Origin of the sequence: Kitasatospora albolonga, from assembly GCA_002082585.1 — a bacterium.
In the GTDB taxonomy this organism is placed as follows: Bacteria; Actinomycetota; Actinomycetes; order Streptomycetales; family Streptomycetaceae; genus Streptomyces; species Streptomyces stephensoniae.
Window position 1 is genome coordinate 7,525,786 of the sequence record CP020563.1, and the last position, 17,377, is coordinate 7,543,162.

Consider the following 17,377-nt stretch of genomic DNA (forward strand, 5'->3'; position numbering starts at 1 on the left):
TCGCGGAGCGGGAGGCTGCACCGGACGGCCGGACGGCTGTCGTCGGGACGCCGCGGCGTCCCGACGGGCCGACGCGGCGGGCCTCCGGGCCGACGCGACCGGTTGCCGAGACGACGCGCCGGGCCGCCGTGACGACGCGCCAGCCGGTCGCCGAGGCGTCGGCCGCTGTTCCACCGCAGGGGTCGGTGGCCCGGCCCGCCACCCCGGAGGCCGCGGTGGCGGCGCTCGCGGCGGACGGGCCCGGGCTGCCGTTCCTGATCGGGGTACGCCACCACGCGCCCTCCCTCGCCGCCGCCGTCCCGGCCCTGCTGGACGCGGCGGCGCCCGACGTCCTTCTCGTCGAGCTGCCCGCCGAGTTCCAGCCGTGGCTGGGCTGGCTCGCCCACGAGGAGACCCGGGCCCCGGTGGCGCTGGCCGCCGTACCCGCCGGTGGCCCGGGAGCGGGCGGCGAACAGGGGCCCGCCTTCTACCCGTTCGCGGACTTCTCGCCCGAACTGGCCGCCCTGCGCTGGGCGGCCCGGAACGGGGTCCCGGCCGTGGCCTGCGATCTCCCGCTCGCCGACCGGGCCTGGGCACGGGGCGGCCCGGACGCGCCCGCCCCCGCGCCGGGCGCCGACTCCATACCCGTACCGGGGGAGGACTCCGCGCCCGTACCGGGGGAGGGCCACGGGCTGTCCGCCGCCCTCCGGTCCCGGCTCACCGGCCGTGACGGCGACGACCTGTGGGACCGCCTGGTGGAGGCGCCCGCCCCCGGTTCCCCACCCGAGGCGCTCCGCCGCGCCGCCCTGCTCACCGGCTGGGCGCTGCGGCACGAGGCCGAGGCGCGGCGCGGTGTGGACGGCACCGACCTGGTGCGCGAGGCATGCATGCGCGAGCACATCGCCGAGGCCCTGGCGAACGGGCAGCGGCCCGCCGTGGTGGTGGGCGCCTTCCACACCCCGGCACTGCTGCCGTACGCCGCCGGGGCGGCCACGGCCCCCGCAGTGGATGCGCCGGACGCGGCCCAGGCTCCGGAGGATGCACCGGACGCCCCGAGCGCCTTGGCGGATGCACCGGATGTGCTGGATGTACCGGATGCACCCAAGGTCCCGGCGGGACCGTCGGACGCACCGAACGCCCCCGCAGGCGCCCCCGATGCCTCCGCAGCAGGGGCACCGGACACACCCAGCACCCCGGTGGACGCAGCGGCTGCCTCCGTAGGCGTCTCCCTCACCCCCGCAGACGCACCGAACGCTCCCGCGCGTGAGCCCGGCGCGGGTGCGACGGAGGTGGGTGCGACGGGCACGGGGGCGACGGAGGCGGGTGCGACGCGGGCGGAGACCTGCACCGTCTCCCTGATTCCGTACACCTACCCCCTGCTCGACTCCCGTTCCGGCTACCCGGCCGGTATCCGGGACCCGGAGTGGCAGCACACCGTCCTGGACGCCGCCGGGGACCCGGCGGCCCTCCACGAGGCGCTGATCCGCACCGCCGTCCGCGTCTGCGCCGACCTGCGCGGACAGGGCCATCCCTACGGCCCGGCGGACGGCCGGGAGGTCGTCCGGGTCGCCGGAGACCTGGCCCGGCTGCGCGACCTGCCCGCCCCCGGCCGAGGCGAACTCCTCGAGGCCGTGCAGACGGTGCTCGGCCGGGGCGAGACCTACGGCACGGGCCGCGCCGTCGCCCACGCGCTCGAACGCGTCCTCGTCGGCACCCGTACCGGACGCCCCGCGCCCGCCGCCCCGCGCAGCGGTCTCGGCCCCGCGGTGGAGGCCGAGACCGAGGTGCTGTCCCTGCCCGGCCCGGCGGACGCGCACGAGAAGGCCCCGCGCGACCTCCGGCTCGACCCGGCCCGCTCCGCCCTGGACGGGCGCCGCGAACTGCTGCTGCGACGGCTGACGGTGTGCGGCATCCCCTACGCGCAGGAGCAGGAGGTGACCGGCGCGGCGGGCTCGGAAGGGCTCACCACACGCTGGCAGGTGCGGTGGACCCCGGCCACGGCCGCGATGCTCACGGCTGCCGGAGCCCGTGGCGTCACCCCGGCCCAGGCGGCCGAAGGTGTGCTGCGCGGGCGGCACGCCACCGAACGCGCCGAGGGCGGACCGACGGCCGCACAGGTCGTACGCGGCCTCACGGAGGCCGTGACGTGCGGGCTCCCGGCCCTGGCCGACGAGCGCCTGACGGAGCTGGCGGCCGTACTCCCCGCGAGCGGGACCCTCCCCGAACTCCTCGCCGGGCTCGACCTCCTGGACCGTGTCGCCGCAGGCCACCTGCCCGGCCTGGGAGCGCCCAGTGCCCCATCGCCTTCCAAGGCGTCCCCGGACGCCCTCGCGCCCCTCCCCACCCGCATCGCGCACGCGGTGGAGCTCCTGACCTCGGCGGCGGTCCGTCAGGTCGACGGCCTCACCGGTTCCGAGGAGCCCGAGGACGCCCGGGCGCTGCTCGAACTGGCGCAGCGCGCGGACCGGGTGGGCGGTATCCGGCTCGCCGACGCCCTCGCCCGGCTGGCCGCTGACGGCACCCCGCTGATCGCCGCGGCCGCCGGAGCCGTCCGGGTGCTCACGGGTCACGAGCGGGCCGAGACCTTCGGAGTACGTGTCGCCTCCTGGGTGGACGCGGCGGTGGACGGTTCCTCCCGGGCCGCTCTCACCGCCCGCCTCACCGGCGTCCTGACGGCGGCGGGCCCGCTCCTGACCGTCGGCGTCGCCGCCCTGGACCCGTTGCTGCACCGGGTCGTCGAGCTGGAGGACGCCGCGTTCCTGGCCCGGCTGCCCGCCCTGCGCGGGGGCTTCGACACCCTGAGCCCGGCCGCCCGGGACCGGCTGCTGGACACCGTCGAGGAGCGCCTGGGCGAACGGGTGGACATCGCCGACGCCGACGACCCGGTCGAGTCGGCACGCCGCGCGGTCGCCGACCTAGCGGCCCGCGATCTCCTGACCCGCCTCGGCCTGCCGGTGCCGTCCCCTGTGGACACCGAGGGACACGCGCCCTCGGCCCACGCCACCGCGCCCGCACCGCCGACCGCTTCCGCGCCTGTGGCCGCCTTCACCACCGTGCCTCGGCCTGCGGCCGCTTCCGCGCCCGTGCCGCCGCCGTCGACCCCGGCCTCCAGCTCCGACGCCACCACCGGGACCGCCGGGCCGAGCGGCCCCGAGCCCGCCACCATCACCGGGACCGCCGGGCCGAGCGGCTCCGAGCCCGCCACCATCACCGGGACCGTCCGGCCGAGCGGCCCCGAGCCCGGCACCGACACCACCACCCCGGCTCCCGCCGACCCGGCGCGCTCCCGTACCGCCGGAACCGCCCCAGCGACCGGTTCCGAGGCCGTCCCCGGCACCATCACCGGGACCGTCACAGGGCCAAGTTCCGGGAACGGCACCGACGCCGCCACCGGGACCGCTGCCCCGCCCACCGGCCTCGGGACCGCCACCGCCACCGTGCGGACCCTCGCGCCCGCCGACCGGTGGCGGCTCGTCCTCGGGCGGCGGCCCGACCAACTGCCCTCCGGGGCCGCCCGCCTGGCCACTGCCCTGGACGAGCTCTACGGCGCCGGGCGCGGCGAGGGCTCCCGTGGCGGGCTGCCCATGTCCGGCCGGGGCCGTGGTGGCAGGGAAGCGCCGTTCCCCGGTGTCCGCGAGTGGTCCGAGGAACTCGCCGCGCTCTTCGGGCCCGGCGTCCGCGAGGAAGTCCTGGCCGCCGCTGCCGCGACCGGGCGGCAGGACGTCCTCACCGAACTCGACCCGGCCGCCGCCACCCCCTCCGTGGAGCTGCTCCGCACGGTCCTGCGCTACGCCGGTGGCCTCCCCGAGGCGCGCCTCGCGGCGCTCCGGCCGCTGGTCCGCCGCCTGGTCGACGAGCTGACCCGGCAGCTGGCCACCCGGCTGCGGCCGGCCCTCACCGGCACCATGCTGGCCCGGCCCACCCGCCGCCCGGGCGGACGGCTGGACCTGCCGCGTACGCTGCGTGCCAATCTGGCCACCGCCCGCCGCACGGCGGACGGCACGCTCCAGGTCGTCCCCGAGAAGCCGGTGTTCCGCAGCCGCGCCCGCCGGTCGGCCGACTGGCGTCTGATCCTGGTCACCGACGTCTCCGGGTCCATGGAGGCATCGACGATCTGGTCCGCGCTGACCGCCTCCGTACTGGCCGGGGTGCCCACCCTGAGCACCCACTTCCTGGCCTTCTCCACAGAGGTCGTCGACCTCACCGGCCATGTGCACGACCCCCTCTCCCTCCTCCTGGAGGTGAGCGTGGGCGGGGGCACGCACATCGCCGCCGGGCTGCGGCACGCGCGCAGCCTGATCACGGTGCCCAGCCGCACCCTTGTCGTCGTCATCAGCGACTTCGAGGAGGGTGCCCCGCTCGGCGGACTGCTGTCCGAGGTACGGGCCCTGGTCGCCACCGGCTGCCATGTCCTGGGGTGCGCCAGCCTCGACGACGCAGGCCGGCCCCGCTATTCGACGGGCGTCGCCGGGCAGCTCGTGGCCGCCGGTATGCCCGTGGCGGCCCTCAGCCCACTCGAACTCGCCCGCTGGATAGGGGAGAAGACCGCATGACCGCCGCCCAGTTGCCACCCGTCGCGCCGGAGGTCACGGCCACGCTGGTGGAGGACCTCTCACCCCGGCTGCGCAAGCGGCTGGACGCGGCGGTCGCCAAGCTCTCCGCCCGCCCGGCGCACCGAGACGGGGACACGGTGACGATCGCGGTCGACGACGACACCGAACTGCGCCTCCACGCTCCGGGCGGCGTGGTGGCCACGGTGGACGCCATCACCTGCGGCTGCCTCCTCGCCCCGGCCTGCGTCCACCGCGCTGCCGCCGCCTCCGCCGCCCCTGCGGCGGACCCGCTCTCCGGACCTGACTCCGACGCGGCCTCCGACCCCGGCTCCGATGCGGCCCCCGGACCCGGCTCCGACGCGGCCTCCGACCCCGGCTCCGTGGCGGACCCGACCCTCGGAGCCACCCCCGCCACGCCCCGAGAACCCGCCCCCGCACCAGCCCTCACCCTCGCGACGGACTTGGCAGCCCCCGCGCCCACCCCGGTAGCCCCCGAAGAGGCAACCCCCGCCCAGCGTGAGGCTGCCGCCGCCCTCTGGTCGGTGGGTGCCGCCGTGCTGGAGGCGGGTGTGGACGGGGCCGGTGCTGTCGCCCAGGCGGCACTGCTGCGCGCCGCGCACACCGCCCGGCTCCGGCAACTGCCGCGCGGCGCGTCCGCCGCGCTGTCCGTCGTCACCCTGCTGCGCGCGGCCCGCGCCGGGGACCCCTCCTACCGCACCGCCGACCTCGTCACCGCCCTGGCCGAACTCCTGGGCACCGCACACCGCGTGGGTACGGCCACCGGCGCGGAGCTGGCCGCCGTACGGGGCCGTGCCCGCCGCCCGTACAGCCCGGACGGCTCCCTCCGGCTGTACGGCCTGTTCACCGAACCCGTGGTCACCGACTCGGGCCACGGCGGCGCCCGCACCTGGGTCGCCGCCCCCGACGGCCGGCTCTGCACGGTCGGCGACGTGGCACCCGGCGGGGTGGGGCGCGCCCTGGGCGTGGCCGACCGCACCGTGCGCCTCGGGGACACTGCCCTCACCCACCGCGAGCTGGGCCGGGCGGGCCTCGCGGTCTCCGGGGCGACGGTCTCGCCGGACGGCCGACTGGGTGCGGGGAAGGGCGTCAAGGCCGTCACCGCCCGGGGCGCGGCCTGGACGGAACCGCCCCTCGCCGCGCTGTGGGAGACACCACCGGCCGAACAGGCCGCCCGCGCCCTGCGGTCCGTCTCCCGCTACGCGGAACCGGACGGCGGCGGCAGCGATCTGCTCTTCCTGGACGTCGAAATCCTGGGCGCGGTAAGGGAGTCGGGCGGCGTCTGTCTGCTCGCGCGGTGCGACGGCGGGGTCCTCGTCCGCCTCGCCGTCGCCGATGACGACCCCGCGCTGGCCCACCGCGACAACCTGATGCTCCTGGCCGCGGCGCCGGGGGCGCGGCTGCGGATCATCGGCCGCCTGGTGCCCGCCCCGCACCCCCGGCTGACCCTGCTCGCCTGCTCGCACCCCACCGGGGAGTCCACGGTCGACCTCGGCTTCGACCGCCTGCGCCGCGCCGACCTCCCCGATCCGGGCGCCCCCGTCCGCTCCGCCCCGCAGCTGCCCGGCGGCCCCGGCGCGGGGTCACCCCTCCATCTCCTGGAGCGCCGCGTCGAACAGGCCGTCCCGGCGGGTCGTGCCGCCCTCGGCCTGCTCGGCGATGTCTCCGCCGAGGCCCGCCGCCTGCGCCGCGCGGGCCTTCCCACGGCGGCTGGTCTGATCACCGCCCTCCGCGCCTCGGCGGCCCGGCGCGAACGCGATCTCTTCGGCCGTCTCCTCCCCGCCGACACCGACGGCTTCGCCGCCCACTGGCTCGCCGCCGCCCGCTACACGGCCGCCGTCTCCGAGTCCTTGTGCGCGGCGGCCTGGGAACCGGGACCAAGCCCGGGTTTCTGTACGGACACCCCCACAGAGGTCACCGCCACCACCACCCGACTCGCCGAAAGCCGCCGATGAGCACCCCGCGTACGAAGTTCCTCGCCGGTGCGGCGGCCGTCGCCCTCCTCGTGGGCGGCGGCGCACTCGCCCTGTCCCTGCGCGGGGGCGACGAGGCCGCCCCGCAGACCTCCTTCTGCTGGGGCAGCCTCACCCGTGACGACGTCTCCGCGCTCGTCGTGGAACCGCGCGAGCGGTACACGTCCAGGGAGAACGACGCCGCAGAGACCCTGCTCTCCTTCTGCGATGTGGACAACGAGTTCACGCTGACCATCGAATCCCTGCACTCCGCCGAGAGCGTCTGGGGCACCGCCGACGAGATCGCCGCCGTGTCCCCGGTCCGTGCCCCGATCCCCGGTGCGCCCGGGTGGGTCAACAGGACGTTCGCAGGGGTCCTGCTGCCCACCGACTGCGCCGACGCCCTGGCCAAGTCCGCGCCCTATCTCCAGATCCAGGCGACGAACGACCAGGAGGAGACCTGGCGGAACGGCGCCCTGCAGAAGCGGATGGCCGCCGTCCTCACCACCGCCGCCGACCGGCTGGCCGGGACACTGGGCTGCTCCGGCACCGCCCCCAGGACCTCGCCGGGGACCGCCCCGCCCGTGCTCGAGCACGAGGCGATGGACCCCACCCGGGCGTGCGGCATCAAGGGCTTCGCCCCGCTGAAGGCATCGGCCACCGCCGGATTCACCCAGGCCGTCACCGAGGGCGACTTCCGCCTGTGGAGCTGCGCTCTCGGCTCCTCGGACGAGGACCGGCACAGCCTCGTCCACTTCACCGTCACCCAGGAACCCGCCCTGGTCGAGCGGCACCGCGCCGACAACAAGGACCGGTCCGCCCTGCTGACCTGCGCGGGCAGGCCGACGCTGGTCCAGGTCGGGCACTTCTACGGGCTGAAGGAGAGTCCCGGCCGCGACGACCTCCGTCCGGACGCCGACCTGCTGACCGGCCTGACCGACGCGGTCGCCGACCAGGCCGGTTGCGAGCGGGAGTGACCCGTGGGAGTGCTGCCAGGGCAGTGAGCGACCCGGAGCCGCGGAGCGCTGCCAGGGCAGTGGGGCGCCCCCCCAGAGCCGCGGAGCGCTATCAGGGCAGCGAGCCTCCCAGAGTTGCGGAGTGCTACCAGGACACCTGACCGGCCGGATCGCCGTGCGGATCGTCGAGCAGCGACATCTGCACGCGGACGCGCTTGCCCACCGGCTCGCGGCGCACCTCGAAGCTCCGGCAGACCATGAGGACGATCTCCAGACCGTGCTGCCCGGCCCGCCGGGGGTCGGCCTGGGAGGCGGCGGGGAGCACCGAGCCCGAGTCCCACATGGTGATGGTCAGCAGGTCCTCGTCCGCTTCCAGGTCCAGCAGGCACGGGCCCGGCGCGTACTTGCAGACATTGGTGGCCAGCTCGCTCACCACCAGTTGCGCGACATCCATCGCCCGCGCCGATACGGGCAGACCGTGCAGTGAGCGGGCGTCGGCGAGGAACTCCCGTACGAAGCCCCGGGCACGGGCGATCTCGCCCGAACCCATGTCGTACGCGGCGCTGTCCCGCACGGCGCCCGTGCTGCCGGTCTCCGGCCGGTCCTGCCCGGTCCCGCGGCTCTCCATCAGCTGTTCCATGACCCGTCCCCCGCCGGGACAGCTGCCCCGCGCAACTGTCGCAGCACCCGTCTACCCCCGGCCGAACCGTTCAGACCTGATCCGGGCGAACATTTTCGGCTCGCGGACGACCGCTCCTTCCGGCCTGCGGATGACCGCTCACCCGGTCCGCGGAGGACCACCCCCGGTCCGCCGATGACCGCCCTTGACGGGCCGTACCCTCCGCATTCACCGGCCCGTCACGGCCTCTTCCTTTCTGTTCGATTCTCTTGGAACATTCTGTTCGCTTCTGTTCCCCCCACTCCAAGAGGCCCCACGCATGAGTGAGATGAATCGGCGCCGCTTTCTCCAGCTCGCCGGTGCGACCGCGGGATTCACCGCCCTGTCGGGCAGCATCGACCGCGCTGCCGCGATCCCCGCCCACCGGGCCGCCGGGACGATCGAGGATGTCGAGCACATCGTCGTACTGATGCAGGAGAACCGCTCCTTCGACCACTACTTCGGGGCGATGAAAGGGGTCCGCGGCTTCGGCGACCCCCGGCCCGTGACCCTGCCGAGCGGAAAGCCCGTCTGGCACCAGGCCGACGCGGCGGGCAAGGTGACGCTGCCGTTCCACCCGACCGCCGACGACCTGGGCATGCAGTTCCTCCAGGGCCTCAACCACGACTGGCCGGGCGGCCAACGGGCGTACAACGGAGGCCGTTACGACCGGTGGATACCGGCCAAGACCCCCACCACCATGGCCTACCTCACCCGTGAGGACATCCCCTTCCACTACGCGCTCGCCGACCGCTTCACCATCTGCGACGCCTACCACTGCTCCTTCATCGGGGCCACCGACCCCAACCGCTACTACCTCTGGTCCGGTTACACCGGCAACGACGGGGCGGGCGGCGGCCCGGTGCTCGGCAACGAGGAGCAGGGCTACGGCTGGCGGACGTACCCCGAGCGGCTGGAGGAGGCCGGGATCTCCTGGAAGGTCTACCAGGACATCGGTGACGGGCTGGACGCGGCGGGCCACTGGGGCTGGATCAACGACGCCTACCGGGGCAACTACGGCTGCAACTCGCTCCTCTACTTCCACAACTACCGCAACGCCAAGCCCGGCGACCCGCTGTACGAGAAGGCGCGCACCGGCACCGACGTGTCGGCCGGCGGCGGTTACTTCGACGCGATCGCCGCCGACGTACAGGCCGGGAAGCTGCCGCAGATCTCCTGGGTCGCGGCCCCCGAGGCGTTCAGCGAGCACTCCAACTTCCCCTCCAACTACGGCGCCTGGTACATCGCGGGGCTGCTCGACGCCCTCACCTCCGACCCCGAGGTGTGGAGCCGTACCGCCCTGTTCATCACGTACGACGAGAACGACGGCTTCTTCGACCACGTCGTCCCGCCCTACCCGCCGTCGTCCGCCGCCCAGGGCCTCTCCACGGCCGACACCACCACGGAGATCCACCCGGGCGGACCCTCGTACGGCCCCGGTCCCTACGGGCTCGGCCCGCGCGTACCGATGTTCGTCATTTCGCCCTGGAGCACCGGCGGTTACGTCTGTTCCGAGGTCTTCGACCACACCTCCGTGCTCCAGTTCATGGAGCAGCGCTTCGGTGTGCACGAGCCGAACATCTCGCCCTGGCGGCGGGCGGTCTGCGGCGACCTCACCTCCGCCTTCGACTTCGGCCGCACCGAACCCGCCCCCGACGACCTGCCGGACACCTCCGCGTATGAGCCCCCGGACCGCGAGCGCCACCCCGACTACCGGCCCACCCCGCCGGCGGTCGGCACCATGCCCGTACAGGAACCGGGCAGCCGCCCCACCCGGCCGCTCCCGTACGAGCCGTACGTCGACGGGGCGGTCGACCCGGCCACCGGGAGGATCGCGCTCACGTTCAGCCCCGGTACGGCCGTCGGCGCGCAGTTCTACGTCACCTCCGGCAACCGCACCGACGCCCCCTGGACGTACACGGCGGGCGCGGGCAGGACGCTCACCGACAGGTGGAACTCCGCCTACTCCGGCGGCAGCCACGACCTCACCGCGCACGGCCCGAACGGTTTCCTGCGGACGTTCCGGAGCCCGGGAACCACCGCCGGGCCCGAGGTCACCGCGCGCCACAACGCCACCAGCGGCAACCTGGACCTCACCCTCACCAACTCCGGTGCCACGGACGCCGTCCTGACGATCACCAACGCCTACGGGGGAGCGGCGCAGACGGTCACCGTACGGCCGGGGTCCACGGTGTCGCGCACGGTGGACCTGCGGGCGGGGCGGCGCTGGTACGACGTGTCCGTCACCGTCGGCGGCGAGCCGGGATTCCTGCGCCGGTTCGCGGGCCATGTCGAGACGGGAGCCGCGGGAGTCAGCGACCCGGCGACGGCCACGGGCTGAACGTACGGGCTGGACGCGCATGCTCCGTGCGACGGGAGCCGGGCGGGACCTCGATCCGGTCCCGCCCGGCTCTCCTGCCGTACGCGGTGGGCTCAGGCGGCTCCGCCGTTGCCCGCGCCCGCACCTGGAGCCGCCTTGATGCCCCGGACGATCTCGTCCATGACGGACAGCTTCGGCGCGTCCTTGTTGATGTCGAAACCGGACCGGACCACGACGAGCATGTCCTTGGAGGCGGGGGAGGGGAACACCAGCGATTCCACGTAACCGTCGTCGCCCTTCTCCGTCACCACCTTCCAGCGCACCGCGTAGCCCTGCCTGCCCGCCACGGTAACCGGGCCGGACTTCAGCTCCTCGTGCGAGGTGAGCTTCCCGTAGGCGTCCCCGCCGTAGGACTCCTCGGCGTTGACGGCGATGTCCTTCTTGGCCGCCTCCTCAGGAGTTCCGGCCGTCAGCTTCAGGGCCACGGCAGGGGCCGAGAACACCCCTCCCCGTACGCACGTCTTGCTGGAACCGCCGGGGCAGGGGTGCTCACCCGTCGTCAGACCGGCGCCGATCGGTGCCGACTTGCCCGTCCACCCCTTGGGCACCGGCATGCTGATCCCGGCGGCCAGGTCCGTCGCGTAGCCCGGTTCCTCCGGCGGCATCTGCTCGCCGGGGTGCCCGCTGCCCCCGTTCTCCTCGTCGCCGCCCTCGTTCCCGCCGTCCTTGTTCCCGCCGTCCGGTGCGCCGGACCCGCCGGGGGCGGACGGGGTGGCGGACGGTGAGGAGGCCGCCGTGCCCGGCCGCCCGCCGTCGTCCTCACCCAGCAGGTAGATCCCGCCCCCGATCGCGGCGAGCACCAGGGCGCCGACGGTCACGCCGACGCCGATACGGATTCCGCGCCGACGGACCGCGACGGGCGACGGGCGGACATGGCCGGTCCACTGCGCTCCGTCCCACCAGCGTTCCTGGGCGGGGCCTTTACCTGAATGCCCGGGGTCTGGGTGCCAGCCGGGCGGGGTCATGTGGGTCACGGGTGCACCTTATGCGGGCCGGGTGAGAATCGTATGAACCGACCACGGTGTGACGGTCGGTGCGGCAGCTTCCGCGACGGCCCGTGCGACGGCGGTACGGTCACGGTTCGATCAGGCCCGCGCGGATCGCGTACCGGGTGAGCTCCAGCCGGTCGCGCAGCCCGAGCTTCTGGAGCAGATTGGCCCGGTGCCGCTCCACCGTCTTGACGCTGATGACCAGCAGCTCGGCGATCTCCTTGGAGGAGTGTCCCTCCGCGACCAGTTTGAGGATCTCCTCCTCGCGTTCGGTGATCGCCCGGGCCGGCAGGTCCTCGCCCTCCCTGGCCCGGTCGAGGAAGTTCCGGATGAGCGCGGTGACCGCCCCCGGGTAGAGGAACGGCTCGTCGCGCATCGCCGCCCGGCATGCCTCGACCAGGTCCCGGTCGGCGACGGACTTGAGGACGTACCCGGCCGCGCCCGCCTTCAGCGCCTCGAAGAAGTACTGCTCGTTGTCGTACATCGTGAGCATCAGGATGCGCAGGCCCGGCAGGACCCGGGACAGCTCGCGCGCCGCCTGGAGGCCCGTCAGCCGGGGCATCGCGATGTCGAGGATGGCCAGATCCGGCCGTTCGGCGCGGGCCATCTCGATGGCCTCGGCACCGTCGCCCGCCTCGGCCACGACCGTGAGGTCCGGTTCGCCGTCGAGGATCAGCCGGACCCCCCGGCGTACCAGGGCATGGTCGTCCGCCAGCAGAATCCGGGTCGGTGCGGCGGAGGGCCGGGACGGAGCCGGGGCCGGGGAGGAGTGAGGGGGAGGGAAGGAGGAGGAGTGGGGCATGGTCAGCGGCTTCCGTTCCGGACGGGCACATCGAGACGTACTTCGGTACCGCCCTGCGGGCCCGGGCCGATGAACAGCTCGGCGCCGATCAGCAGGGCGCGCTCGCGCATACCGCGCAGCCCCGCGCCCTCGAGGGCGTCCCCGAGCCCCCGGCCGTCGTCCCGGATGCGCAGCTCCACCCCGCACGGACTGCGGAGCAGCGAGAGTTCGACCCGTGAGGCACGGGCGTGGCGGACCGTGTTGGTGAGCGCCTCCTGGGCGATCCGGTAGACCACCAGCTCGGCCTCGGCGTCCAGCTCGGGGAGGTCCTTGCCCGTCTGCCGGCGGATCGTCAGCCCGTCCGGCTTCGGGGTCTCGGTGATGAGGGCCGTGAGCGCGCTGACCAGCCCCAGCTCCTCCAGCACCCCGGGGCGCAGCCTGCGGGCGATCCGGCGGATCTCGTCCAGGGAGCCCCGGGTGATTTCCTGGACCTGCCGCAGCTCGTCCCGGAGCGGCTCGGGGGCCTGGTCGGCGACGCGCTTCAGTTCGAGCAGGACCGCCGTGAGGGTCTGGCCCACCTCGTCGTGGAGCTCCTGGGCCACCCGGCGGCGCTCGGCCTCCTGCGCGGAGAGCGCACGCGCGCTGCTGGTGGCGCGTTCGGCCTCCAGCCGGTCGAGCATCGTGTTGAACGTCTCGATCAGGGCGGCGATCTCCCCGTGCCCGGCCACCTCGGGGCGCGGGCTCGGGCGCAGCAGATCGGTCGTGGTCATCGCGCGGGTGACCCGCTGGAGCGGAGAGAGGCCCAGCCGCAGCAGGGCCGCGTTGGCGGCGAGCATGAAGGCGATCCCGCCGGTCAGGATCATCGCCTCGGTCAGCAGGACCGGCGTGGAGACGGTGATCGGCCCGAGCAGCAGCAGGGCCCCCGCGGCGACCAGCACAGCGGCGTTGAGCAGGAAGATCCGCCAGAACAGGGACAAGGGAGCACGGCCTCCATCGGACGTCGGAAGAGCTGCGGGCGGTGGTGCGCGGGCGTGCGCGGGCGGGGGAGGGGCTGCGAGTGGTGGTGTGCGGGCGTTGACAGCCTCCACTATCGTCGCTGCGCGCGGGAAACACGCCGTCGCCCGGACGCCTCCGCCCGCCGGGCCGCCACCCATCCACGACGCCGCATCTACATGGTGCACGGCCCGGATATGGGTGCTGCCCCCGATGGCCCTTCCCGGTACCCCCGCCGATCATGAGCTCAGGGCCCCGGGGGCCCTGCCCGTGCCGCATCACGGGGCCGGCGCTGGTGGGACCGAGAGGTCTCCGTACCGGGAGGGAGACACCATGCCCACGTACGACGAACAGCTGCGCGCCCTCGAGGAGCAACTGCGTCGCGACGATCCCGGTTTCGCGGCGGCGATGTCCGAAGGCACCCCGCGCAGCCCCCGTGAGTACCGAAGGCGCAACGCCTGGCTCTGCATGGCCTTCGGACTCACCGCCCTGGGCATGGGCATCGCCATCGGCCACGGTCTCCTGATCGCCACGGGCCTGGTGGCGGCGGGAGCCGCCTCCCACCTCCTCGACCCGCAGCGCGGCCGCCGACGGGGCAAGGACACCCCGGGCAACGGCAGGAGCACCCCCGGCACCGACTGACCCGCGGCGCCCGCACCGCCGCGTCCCGGCCCCCGCATGGGCCGCCCGAGGCCCCGACCGCCGAACCGGTCGGGGCCTTCGCGCGCCCGGGACGAGACCGTCGTACGGTCCCTTCCTGCGGCCTCTCCTGCGGTCCGGCGCCCGCCATCCGGTCCGGTCCCGGTTACGCGTGGTCCACCGCGACCGTCCCCCGGCCGAAGGCGATCCGTGTCCGCGTGCCGTCCTCCGCCCAGCGGACCTCGACCGTGACACCGTCCGGACCGGTTCGTCGTCGTACCTCCACCTCGTCCACGACCGTCTCCAGCGGATCGGCGGAGGGGGCGGGCCCGGCGGTGGGCCGCGGTCCGGAGGGCGGCTCCGGCGGCTCGGCGGTGAGCGACGCGAGGGCCACCAGGACGGCCGTCCCCGTCGCGTCGGCGGCCAGCCGGGGGAGCACCGCCCAGCGGGTGAACGCCGTCCCCTGCGGAGCCCGTACCTCCTCCCGCGTCTCCCAGCCGTGGAGCCCGTACAGCTGGGAGCGCACCGGCCCCCCTGGCTCCGTCGCCCAGCCGGTCAGCTCGGCCCGTGCCCCGTCCGGCGCCCCCAGCACCCGGTGCACCCGCAGCTCGTGGCGGCCCCGCGCCACCGTCACGCTCTCCACCCGGAGCCCGGGGACGGTGGGGGAACCCGGGAACACGGGCACATGCCAGGACCCGGCCCAGCCCCAGCCGTCGCCGTGGCCGGCCCCGAGCGGGTGGATACGGCGGCGGGCGCTGCGTACCCCGTCGACCGTCACCGACAGGTGGTTGTCCGCCGTGTTCGCCGCCGAGGTCGGTCCGGTCGCGGTGGAGTAGGCGAGCCGCGCGTAGTGCGGGTCGGCGTCGGCCGCCGACTCGCCCTCGTCCGGGCGGACATGGTCGCTGCCGTGGTTGTGCAGCCGTACGATCCCGTCCGCCCGCGTCGACTGCACGAGGAACCCGGGCGCCGGTACGGACAGCACCCGGTCGGGGCCCTCGCTCGGCGCCGCCTCCTCCGCCGACGCCCACAGGGGGTGCCCGGCGGGGGCCAGCAGCGCGACGAACGCCTTCGACGCCCAATACGGCGACGCGGGACCCGAATAGGTTTGCAGTGTCGCCGTGTGCGGCCCGTGCCAGCCGAGGTTCAGCAGACCGTCGGTGCCGCTCGCACCCCGCTCCAGGAAGTACCGCAGCGACCCGTTGACCAGCCGCCGCGAGACCCCGGGGGCGAGCGGTGTGTGCCCGGACACCGCTCCCAGGGCGATGCCCGCGCTCGCGGCGAAGCGGTAGGTCAGCGAGCGCCCGAAGTACAGCGGGGCCCCGTCGCCGCCGAACATCAGCGAGAAGCTCTCCAGGTGCTCGCGCAGCCGCGCCCCGTGGAGCGCCGACGCCTGCCCGTCGCCCGCCAGATGGGCGTCCAGCACCGGATACAGGTGCAGCGCCCAGCCGTTGTAGTGGTCGAAGGCGCGCCCGTCCCCGTCGGCGTACCAGCCGTCGCCCCGGTACCAGCCCTCCAGGAGCTCCAGCGCGCGCTCCCGCGCACGCGCCGTCTCCGCGTCTCCGCGCCCCACCGATTCCAGGAACCCGGCGACCGTGTAAGGGAAGAGGTGCCAGTTGTTGCCCGACGGAAGGTGGCGCAGCGCACCCCGCAGCCACTGTTCCGTCCGGTCCCGCACCCCGGGCTCCAGCCGGTCCCAGAGCCAGGGCCGGGTGAGCCGCAGCCCGAGCGCGACGGAGGCGGACTCCACCATGGGCTGCCCCTGCACCGTGTGGTCCAGGACGAGCGGCCAGGACTCCGCGTCGTCCCGCCCCGGGGTACGGGTCCCGGACGCGAGGCCCCGGGCGTAACGATCCAGCCAATGGTGCGGGTCCTCGCCCCCGGCCCCGGCGACCCGGAAGGCGGCCGCCAGGAAGGTCCGCGCGTACCCCTCCAGCCCGTCGGAGCGCACCCCGGAGTGCGAAGGAGGCCCGGGCAGGTCGAGCCGCGCCCCGCCGGGAGTGGCCCACCGCCAGGCGGCGTGCAGCAGCCCGTCGGCAGCGGCCTCCCAGTGCGCCCTGGTGTACCCGGTGTACGGGCTCGACGCCCGGTCCTCCGGGGGGAGTTCGAAGGCGAGGGCGGGGAAGGTCGTCATACGGGTGGCCAGGCCCTTCGTGGCGGACGGACGCGATGACGCGGTGACGCGGTACGCGGTCGGCACCGGGAATCCTGATCGAGTGATCGAAAACGGTCAAGAGATTGACCAAAGGTGGGTCGAAGTGATCAAACGATCAGGCGCGGCTGTCCTCAAGCGCCTCGCACGGGGCCTCGGACCTCAGGGAAGCAGCAGCCAGTCCGCACCCACGGCGGCCACCAGACCGACCCCGAGCAGCCAGCTGCCGAGCCGGGTACGGCCGTTCCTGCTGAGCTCGATCACCAGACCGCACAGGATGAGCGCGAGCCCGTACACACCGACGACCAGCACCGACGACCGGCTCGCGATGTGCAGGGCGAGGACCACGCCCATCGCGACCATGCCCACGGAGGAGAGGACGATCCGCAGCCGCCGGGCCTGACGCGGCGTCAACCTCTTCCCGGAGCCGGAGCCCTCGCTCCCGTGCGCGCCCTCCGCGCCCTCGGTGTCCCCCGTACGCTCCGCGCCCTCCGCGCCTTCCGTGCTCCCCACGGCCCCCGAGCCCGGCGCGTCACTCTCGTTCGTTCTCCCGCCGGGCTCCGCATCGGCAGCATCAACCGCATCAGCGGTATCGGTGACCTCGGCGGCCTCGGCTATCGGGGATTCGGTGCCCCGGTCCCGGCTCTTGCGCTGGTCCCGGTCCTGGTCCTGGTCAGAAGTGCTCATGGAGCCGGATCGTAATGGCTGCGCGGCGGCCCGGTTCGCGGACCCGGACGTTCCGCCGCCCGCCCGGACCGCAGGAGCACCGCCCGGACCGCAGAGAGACTCCGCCCCGCCCCTTACCCGGCTATCCCAGCAGCCGGGGCGCCTCGGCCGCCGCGTCCACCGTGGGGCCCGTCTCCACCCGGCCGGCCAACTCCCGGGCCCAGGCGATCAGTCCGCCGACCTCGATCCCGTACGGCCGGGACTCGCCGTACGGGGTGAGCGCGCCCGCGCCCCGGCGCAGCAGCCGCGCCCCGCCCGCCGTGTTGCCGCGCGCCCCATGGGTCAGCCCCACCGCCACCTGTGCGAGCCCCCGCCACAGCTCGCGCTCGCTCGAAGGCCCCGACTTCCAGGCGTCCTCGAACACCTCGTGGGCGTGGAACGGCATCCCCGCGTCCAGCAGCCGCTGCGCCTCCCGCAGGGTTTCGGCCGGTGTGCGGACGACGCCCTCCGGCTGCCGATCGACCCCGGGCGCCCCGTACGGCAGCGGGCGCCCCAGCCCGTCCCGGGGGCGCGCGTTGCGCGCCCGGCCCTCGGTGTCACGGTCCCTGCGCGTCTCGTTCACTACTCGATTGTGCCTCGTACCTGCAGGGAATCGGCCGAACCC

Annotated in this window: 12 protein-coding genes; 5 read left to right on the top strand and 7 right to left on the bottom strand. The window is 74.8% G+C overall.

Annotation, left to right across the window (positions count from 1 at the left end; all coding sequences use genetic code 11):
* Nucleotides 1-185 precede the first annotated feature (185 nt).
* From B7C62_32980 to B7C62_32990, 3 genes are read left to right on the top strand one after another with little or no spacing between them, the layout of a single operon-like run.
* Nucleotides 186-4,532 (top strand): hypothetical protein, encoded by a 4,347-nt coding sequence (locus tag B7C62_32980; GenBank protein ID ARF77485.1) that lies wholly within the window; start codon nt 186-188, stop codon nt 4,530-4,532.
* On the top strand, nt 4,529-6,505 hold the full coding sequence (locus B7C62_32985) for a hypothetical protein (GenBank protein ARF76565.1): 1,977 nt from the start codon (nt 4,529-4,531) through the stop codon (nt 6,503-6,505). The genes B7C62_32980 and B7C62_32985 overlap by 4 nt, the downstream gene beginning before the upstream one ends.
* Entirely contained in the window at nt 6,502-7,479 is a 978-nt protein-coding gene (locus tag B7C62_32990; protein ID ARF76566.1) for a hypothetical protein, read from the top strand. Before B7C62_32985 ends, B7C62_32990 begins: the two co-directional genes overlap by 4 nt.
* Before the next feature lie 124 nt (nt 7,480-7,603).
* Here the strand turns inward: B7C62_32990 and B7C62_32995 are convergent, their stop codons facing one another.
* On the bottom strand, nt 7,604-8,098 hold the full coding sequence (locus tag B7C62_32995; GenBank protein ID ARF76567.1) for an ATP-binding protein: 495 nt from the start codon (nt 8,096-8,098) through the stop codon (nt 7,604-7,606).
* A 298-nt stretch (nt 8,099-8,396) separates the two neighbouring features.
* Here B7C62_32995 and B7C62_33000 point away from each other — a divergent pair, with 298 nt between their 5' ends.
* Nucleotides 8,397-10,457: a phospholipase C, phosphocholine-specific gene (locus B7C62_33000; protein ID ARF76568.1), complete on the top strand. Its 2,061-nt coding sequence runs from the start codon at nt 8,397-8,399 to the stop codon at nt 10,455-10,457.
* A 92-nt stretch (nt 10,458-10,549) separates the two neighbouring features.
* Here the strand turns inward: B7C62_33000 and B7C62_33005 are convergent, their stop codons facing one another.
* From B7C62_33005 to B7C62_33015, 3 genes are all read right to left on the bottom strand, one after another.
* Nucleotides 10,550-11,461 carry a hypothetical protein gene (locus B7C62_33005; GenBank protein ARF77486.1) on the bottom strand — a complete coding sequence of 304 codons (912 nt, stop codon included), beginning with the start codon at nt 11,459-11,461 and terminating at the stop codon, nt 10,550-10,552.
* 109 nt (nt 11,462-11,570) lie between these two features.
* Nucleotides 11,571-12,206 (bottom strand): DNA-binding response regulator, encoded by a 636-nt coding sequence (locus B7C62_33010; protein ARF77487.1) that lies wholly within the window; start codon nt 12,204-12,206, stop codon nt 11,571-11,573.
* Nucleotides 12,207-12,289: 83 nt separating this feature from the next.
* Nucleotides 12,290-13,243 (bottom strand): sensor histidine kinase, encoded by a 954-nt coding sequence (locus B7C62_33015; protein ARF76569.1) that lies wholly within the window; start codon nt 13,241-13,243, stop codon nt 12,290-12,292.
* A gap of 349 nt (nt 13,244-13,592) precedes the next feature.
* Here B7C62_33015 and B7C62_33020 point away from each other — a divergent pair, with 349 nt between their 5' ends.
* Nucleotides 13,593-13,901 (top strand): hypothetical protein, encoded by a 309-nt coding sequence (locus B7C62_33020; GenBank protein ARF76570.1) that lies wholly within the window; start codon nt 13,593-13,595, stop codon nt 13,899-13,901.
* A 163-nt stretch (nt 13,902-14,064) separates the two neighbouring features.
* Here B7C62_33020 and B7C62_33025 read toward each other — a convergent pair whose 3' ends face one another.
* The 3 genes from B7C62_33025 to B7C62_33035 form a co-directional block, all read right to left on the bottom strand.
* Nucleotides 14,065-16,029, bottom strand: coding sequence for a hypothetical protein (locus tag B7C62_33025; protein ID ARF77488.1), 1,965 nt, complete (start codon nt 16,027-16,029; stop codon nt 14,065-14,067).
* Between the two features lie 180 nt (nt 16,030-16,209).
* Complete coding sequence (locus B7C62_33030; protein ARF77489.1) at nt 16,210-16,560, bottom strand: hypothetical protein; 351 nt, start codon at nt 16,558-16,560, stop codon at nt 16,210-16,212.
* A gap of 295 nt (nt 16,561-16,855) precedes the next feature.
* Nucleotides 16,856-17,335, bottom strand: coding sequence for a hypothetical protein (locus tag B7C62_33035; GenBank protein ID ARF76571.1), 480 nt, complete (start codon nt 17,333-17,335; stop codon nt 16,856-16,858).
* Nucleotides 17,336-17,377 lie beyond the last annotated feature (42 nt).